The 6,496-nt window shown below is 74.2% G+C and carries 6 protein-coding genes; 1 reads left to right on the forward strand and 5 read right to left on the reverse strand.

Annotated elements, in window-relative coordinates; genetic code table 11:
- Positions 1-136: 136 nt before the first annotated feature.
- Both PGB27_RS26905 and PGB27_RS26910 read right to left on the reverse strand, forming a co-directional pair.
- Positions 137-1,096, reverse strand: coding sequence for an electron transfer flavoprotein subunit alpha/FixB family protein (locus PGB27_RS26905; RefSeq protein WP_274203522.1), 960 nt, complete (start codon positions 1,094-1,096; stop codon positions 137-139).
- A gap of 29 nt (positions 1,097-1,125) precedes the next feature.
- Positions 1,126-1,908, reverse strand: coding sequence for an electron transfer flavoprotein subunit beta/FixA family protein (locus PGB27_RS26910; RefSeq protein ID WP_274203523.1), 783 nt, complete (start codon positions 1,906-1,908; stop codon positions 1,126-1,128).
- Between the two features lie 260 nt (positions 1,909-2,168).
- Here PGB27_RS26910 and PGB27_RS26915 point away from each other — a divergent pair, with 260 nt between their 5' ends.
- On the forward strand, positions 2,169-2,348 hold the full coding sequence (locus PGB27_RS26915; protein ID WP_274203524.1) for a hypothetical protein: 180 nt from the start codon (positions 2,169-2,171) through the stop codon (positions 2,346-2,348).
- A 52-nt stretch (positions 2,349-2,400) separates the two neighbouring features.
- Here PGB27_RS26915 and PGB27_RS26920 read toward each other — a convergent pair whose 3' ends face one another.
- The 3 genes from PGB27_RS26920 to PGB27_RS26930 form a co-directional block, all read right to left on the reverse strand.
- Complete coding sequence (locus tag PGB27_RS26920) at positions 2,401-3,339, reverse strand: methionyl-tRNA formyltransferase (RefSeq protein WP_274203525.1); 939 nt, start codon at positions 3,337-3,339, stop codon at positions 2,401-2,403.
- A 9-nt stretch (positions 3,340-3,348) separates the two neighbouring features.
- Positions 3,349-4,320 carry an ABC transporter substrate-binding protein gene (locus PGB27_RS26925; RefSeq protein WP_274203526.1) on the reverse strand — a complete coding sequence of 324 codons (972 nt, stop codon included), beginning with the start codon at positions 4,318-4,320 and terminating at the stop codon, positions 3,349-3,351.
- Positions 4,320-6,496 (reverse strand): alpha/beta fold hydrolase (locus PGB27_RS26930; RefSeq protein ID WP_274203527.1); only part of this gene is annotated, 2,177 nt, incomplete at its 5' end. The genes PGB27_RS26925 and PGB27_RS26930, both read right to left, overlap by 1 nt.

The raw sequence follows: 6,496 nt of genomic DNA on the forward strand, positions 1-6,496 counted from the left end.
CGACCGGCCAGCGTAATCCCCTCGTACACGATCGGCTCCCCCCGAGGGGTGACGGTCGCCGCCCCGTGACGAGCGAAGGGCCCCGCCGCTCGATCTGGTCGAGCGACGGGGCCCTTCGGTCAGGACGAGCGCGCCCCTACGAGCTGCGCTTCTTGACCTCCTCGGTCAGCTGCGGGCTGATCGAGAACAGGTCGCCGACGACGCCGTAGTCGGCGATCTCGAAGATCGGCGCCTCGGGGTCCTTGTTGACCGCGACGATCGTCTTCGAGGTCTGCATGCCCGCGCGGTGCTGGATCGCGCCGGAGATGCCGAGCGCGATGTAGAGCTGCGGCGAGACCGTCTTGCCGGTCTGCCCCACCTGGAACTGGTTGGGGTAGTAGCCGGAGTCGACGGCGGCACGCGAGGCTCCGACCGCGGCGTGCAGCGAGTCGGCGAGGGTCTCGACGACGTCGAAGTTCTCCGCCGAGCCGACACCGCGGCCGCCGGCCACGACGACGTTCGCCTCGGTGAGCTCCGGGCGGTCGCCGCCGACGATCGGCTGACGGTTCGACACCTTGCCGGACGTGCTCTCGTCGATCGCCGGGAGCTCGACGGTCTCCTGCGCGCCGGCGCCGGCCTGCTCCTCGATCTCGATGGAGCCGGAGCGCCACGAGATGACCGCGGTGTCCGTGGTGGCGCGCGCCTGGACGGTGAAGGCGCCACCGAAGATCGAGTGGGTGGCCTCGCGCTCGCCGTCGATCTCGACGATGTCGTTGAGCCAGCCGGAGTTGGTGCGCACGGCCAGGCGGCCCGCGACCTCGCGGCCGTCGGCGCCCGCCGGGACGAGCACGGCCGGCGGGGAGACCCGCTCGACCAGCGCGGCCAGGGCGTCGACCTGCGGGGTCGACAGGTAGTTGACCGCGTCGTCGGACTCGGCGACGTAGACCTTCTCCGCGCCGTGCGCGGCCAGGCCCTCGGCGAGCTTCGCCGCCGTGCCCGGGGTGCCGACGACGACCGCCGACGGCTCGCCCAGGCGGCGCGCCGCCGTGAGCATCTCGTACGTGTTCTTCTTGATCTCCCCGTCGACGTGGTCGACGAGGACCAGGACCTCGGCCATGGTTCTCCTCTCGGTGTCGGTGGGGTGGATCAGATGAGCTTCTGGCCGACGAGGAACTCGGCGATCTTGGCGCCGCCGTCGCCCTCGTCCTCGACCTTCTGGCCGCCCGACTTCGGCGGGCGCGGCGCGAAGGAGTCGACCTGGGTCAGCGACCCGGCGAGACCCACCTCGTTCGCGTCCAGGCCGAGGTCGGCGATACCGATGGCGTTCACCGGCTTCTTCTTGGCGGCCATGATCCCCTTGAACGAGGGGTAGCGCGGCTCGTTGATCTTCTCGCCGACGCTGACGACGGCGGGCAGCGACGCGGTGACGTCGCACGTGCCCTCGTCGGTCTCCCGCTTGATGGTCGCGGTGCCGCCGTCGACGGACAGCTCGTTGGCGTGGGTGAGCGACGGCCAGCCGAGCAGCTCGCCGAGCATCCCGGCCATCGCGCCGCTGCGGCCGTCGGTGGCCTCGTTGCCGGCGAGGACGAGCTGGACGTCGTCGACGGTGCCGATGGCCTTGGCCAGGACCCGCGCCGTGGCCACCGCGTCGGAGCCGTGGATGGCGTCGTCGTTGACGTGGACGGCCTTGTCCGCGCCCATGGAGAGGGCCTTGCGGATGGCGTCGGTGGCGCGGTCGGGGCCGACGGTCAGCACGGTGACCTCGGCGTCGCCCGCCTCCTTGATCTTGAGCGCCTCCTCGACGGCGCGCTCGTTGATCTCGTCGAGCACCGCGTCGGTCGAGGCGCGGTCGAGCGTCTTGTCGGCGTCGGAGAGGGTGCGCTCCGACCAGGTGTCGGGCACCTGCTTGATCAGCACGACGATGTTCATGGGCCTGCTGCGACCTCCTGTGCTCGCATCCGTCCCGGTAGGACGCTGTTACCGCCCGGTAAGATACTCGTCGGTAACTTACCTTCTGCCCCGACTCTCCCACGCTCGGTGCCCATCGGCAGCGTGGCGTACGCCTCTCATGTTACCGACGAGTAGGGTGTAGGGCCTTACCGACGGGTAACTCCGGCGCGTCCGAAACGGGCGATATCGTGGGTGGACACGGGGCGGAAAGACCGCCTCGCCCTCCGTGAGGAGTCGTCGTGCCCGGTCTGTTCTCGAAGGTCCAGGAGTTCCTGCGCAGCCCGCAGGGCCGGAAGTACACCGACCAGGCGAAGCGCTACGCGTCGGACCCCAAGAACCGCACGAAGGCGCAGGACATGCTCAACAAGTTCCGTGGCAAGGGCGGCGGGCACGGCGGCGCGCCGGGCGGCCACCGCTGAGCGTCCTCGACGCTCGGCGCCGCGTCCCGGTCACGGGACGCGGCGCCCCGCGTCAGGTGAGGTAGTCGCCCATCCGCCGGAAGTAGTCGCCGGCGACGTGCTCGACGTCCTGGTCGTCCTTGACGCGCTGCAGCACCAGCCCGTGCTGCCCGCCCCGCCAGGCCTCCGGCCCGGCGACGACGATGACCCCGCGCCCCTCGCGCGCGAACACGCGGCCGTGCGTGCCGCCGGCCCTCTCCCGCGACACCGACGCCTCGAGCACCCGCAGGCGCCGTCCCTCGTGCAGGCACCAGGCGTTCGGGTAGGGCCCGGTCTGCGCGCGCACGAGGTTGACGAGGTCCCGCGCCGACCGGTCCCAGTGGATCCTGTTGTCCGGGTCGGCGCGCTTGTGGAAGAACGACGCGTGCTCGGGGTCCTGGCGCAGCCAGTCGTGGGGCCCGTGCTCGATGCGGTCGAAGGCGTCGAGCGAGAGCTCCCCGAACAGCCCGACGGTGCGGTGGAACAGGTCCTCGGTGGTGTCGGTCGGGGTCACCGGCACGGTGCGCTGGGTGATGATGTCGCCGCGGTCGAGGTCGGCGTCCATCCAGTGGGCGGTGATCCCGACCTGGCTCTCCCCGTTGATCAGCGCCCAGTTGAGCGGGGAGAAGCCGGCGTACTTCGGCAGCAGCGAGTCGTGGGTGTTGACCGTGCCGCGCGTCGGCGCCGAGAACACCTCGGGGCTGATCCACGTGCGCCAGTTGCAGGCCAGCCCGATCTCGGCGTCGGCCTCCTTGATCGCCGTCACCAGCTCCGCGTCCACCGCCTTCTCGCGGTAGACCACGGGGATGCCGTGCTCGCGGGCGAGGTCACCCATCGACTCCTCGAAGATCGCGGGCGCCCACTCCCCCTCCTCCGGGTGACTGACCGTCAGCACCACCTCGTGGCGTGACTCGAGCAGCGCGGCCAGGAGCCGCGCGCCCCACTTCTGGTAGCCGAACAGGACGACGCGCACGGGGCCTCCTCAGACTCGCGGCAGGATGGTCTCGAGGTAGCTCTGGACCGCCTCGCCCTGCTTGAAGTGACTGCAGTAGTAGTTCGGCAGCGGGAACAGCCGGCCCTCGCGCACCGCCCGGACCTGCTGGAACGCCGGCTGGGCGAGCAGCGTCTGGGTGTTGGCGTCGACGCCGCCGCGGGTGTCGGCGAGGTGCAGGACGACGTCGCAGTCGTCGAGCTGGGTGGCCTGCTCGTAGGACAGCCGCCCGCCCGCGCCGGTCTTGCCGGCCGCGAACTGCCCGAACCGGAACCCCGAGTCGGCGAGCACCACGCCGCTCCACGAGGTCGGGTAGTCGGAGAAGAACACCCCGCCCGAGCTGCCCCGCACCAGCGCCCACCGCGTGCGCGCGAGGGTCGGCCCGTACTGCTGGCGGATGCGCTGTGCGTGCTGGTCGTAGCTCGCCTTCAGCTGCTCGCCTTGGGGGAGCCGGTTGACCGCGTCCGCGGTGCGCAGCGCACGCTCGCCCCAACTGCCCGGGTTCGCGGCCGCGGGCAGCAGCAGGGTGGGCGCGATGCCCGCGAGCTGCGCGCCGAGGTCGGCGGGCAGGTTCGGCACGAGGGTGCCGAGGATGAGGTCGGGCGACTGCGCCGCGACCGCCTCGAAGTTCAGCGCCGTCGGCGTCCCGACCTTGGGGATCGCGTCGTAGGTCTGCTGGTACTCCGGCAGCACGCCGCCGAGCGTCGCCTGGGCGGTCCCGCTGGGGGTGACGCCGACGTCGAGCAGGGCGTAGGTCGTGTAGAAGTCGGTGCAGACGATGCGCTGCGGGTTCGCGGGGATCTGGACGGGCCCGCCCGCCCCCTCCACCGTGCGCGTCGCCCCGCCGCCACCACCGCCCTCGCCGCCGCCACCGCAGGCGGCGAGCGCGAGGGTGGCGGCCACGCCGCCGGCGCCGGCCAGGAAGCCGCGCCGGGACAGTCCGGGACGGGCGTGGGGGGCCATCAGGGGATCTCCTCGGGGGTCGGGGACGCGAGCACTTCGGTGAGCAGGGCGCCGACCGACTCGACGGCGCCCGGTCGCAGCAGCCCGTGGTGCGAGGCCGCGATCGGTCGGTAGCGGGCACGCGCCGGGAGCACCGGGCCCCAGCGCCCGCGGGCGTCGGCGAGCCGGGCGTCACGCTCGGCGGGGTCGTCCGGCACGGCGACGACGACGGTCACCGCGGCGCCGGTGTCGGGCAGCGACGAGGGCCGGTGGACCGCCAGCGCCGGGACCGCGTGCCGGACGTGGCGCAGGGCCCCCGCGAGCACCGGCGGCGGGAAGAGGCCCGCGAGCTCCGGGCGGGCGGCGACCGCGGCGGCCAGCGCGTCGGGGTCCGAGGTCGCCGGCAGCCCGAGCACCTCGGCGAGGAACGCCACGGGGTCGAGCTCGCCGCCGCCCCGGCCCTCGCCCGGCGATGGTCCGGCTCCGCTGCGCTCCGCGTCCGAGGGCCAGGCGTCGAGCAGCGTCAACGACGCGAGCTCCTCCCCGGCCGCGACGAGCGCGACGGCCACCGCGTGCGCCACGACGCCGCCGAAGGACCAGCCCGCGAGGTCGTAGGGGCCGGTGGGCGCGACCTCGCGCAGGCGGGCGAGCTGGTCGGCGGCGACGTCGTCGAGCGTGGCCGGCGCGAACGCCGGGTCGCCCAGCTCGCGGCCGGGCAGCGCCCACACCGCGCGGTCGGCGGGGACCTGGGCCGCGAGCGCGGTGTAGGGGTGCACGACGCCCCCGGCGCCGGGCAGCAGCACCAGCGGGCGTCCCGGGGCCCGGCGCAGCGGGACGGGGTCGGACGGGCCCCCGCTCGTCACGGTGCCCTCCGCCGTGCCCTCCGCCATCCCCTCCGCCAGCGCCGCCACGTCCGCGACGGTCGGGCGGCGCATCAGCTCGGCGACCGGGACGGTCAGGCCCAGGCGCTCGGTGAGGCGGGTGCGCAGCACCGCGAGCAGCAGGGAGTGCCCGCCGAGGTCGGCGAACGCGGTCTCGACACCGACCTGCTCGGGCGCGACGTCGAGGACCTCCGCGAACACCTCGGCCACGTCCCGCTCGGCGTCGGTGCGTGGCGGGGTGCCGCCTTCGGCGCCGCTCGGGGCGGGCAGGGCAGCCCGGTCGACCTTGCCCGTGGGCAGCACCGGGATCGTGTCCACGGCCACGAGGTCGGACGGGACCATGTGGGCGGGCAGGGTCTGCTCGAGGTGGGTGCGGACGGCGTCCAGCTCGCCCCCGGTCCCCGGCACGACCCACGCCACCAGCCGCGGGTCGCCAGTCGGCCCCGGTCGCGTGTCGACCACCGCCCGGTCGACGCCGGGTGCGGCGGAGACGGCCGCGGCGACCTCGCCGAGCTCGATGCGGAAGCCGCGGACCTTGACCTGGTCGTCGGCGCGCCCGAGGTAGTCCAGCCGGCCGTCGAGCAGGCGGCGCACGACGTCGCCGGTGCGGTACATGCGCTCGCCCGGCGCGCCGACGGGGTTCGCGACGAAGCGCTCGGCGGTCAGCGCGGGCCGGTCGTGGTAGCCGCGGGCCAGCCCCGGGCCGGCGAGGTAGAGCTCGCCGACCCCACCGGGCGGCACCGGGCGCAGGGCGGCGTCGAGGACGTAGGCGCGGGTGTTCGGGTCGGGCACGCCGATCGGGACGCGGCCGGTGGCGGCGTCGGCCGGGTCGGCCTCGCCGAGGGTGGAGTTCACGGCCACCTCGGTGGGCCCGTACGCGTTGACCACGCGCAGCCGCGACGCCCAGCGCTCGACGATCGCGGGCGGCACCGCCTCGGTGCCGACGAGCAGCACCGACCCGTCGGGCAGGGTCGCGTCCGGGGGCAGGGCCGCGACCAGCGACGGCGGCAGGATCGTCACGTCGCCCGGCCCGAAGCCCTGGTCGGCGAGGAACGTCGTGAGCACCGGGTCGGCCAGCCGCACCCGTGACGGGGCCACGACGAGACGCGCGCCGGTGAGCAGCGACATCGTCAGCTCCCAGAACGCGACGTCGAAGCTGACCGACGCGAACTGCAGCACGCGCGCCCCGGCGCGGACGCCGAGCCGGTCGATGGCCGTGGCGACGAGCGAGGGCACCACGCGGTGCGGGAGGACGACGCCCTTGGGCCGGCCCGTCGAGCCCGAGGTGTAGATCAGGTAGGCCGCGTCGTCGGGGA

This window comes from Actinomycetospora lemnae (assembly GCF_028737315.1).
Taxonomy (GTDB): Bacteria; Actinomycetota; Actinomycetes; order Mycobacteriales; family Pseudonocardiaceae; genus Actinomycetospora; species Actinomycetospora lemnae.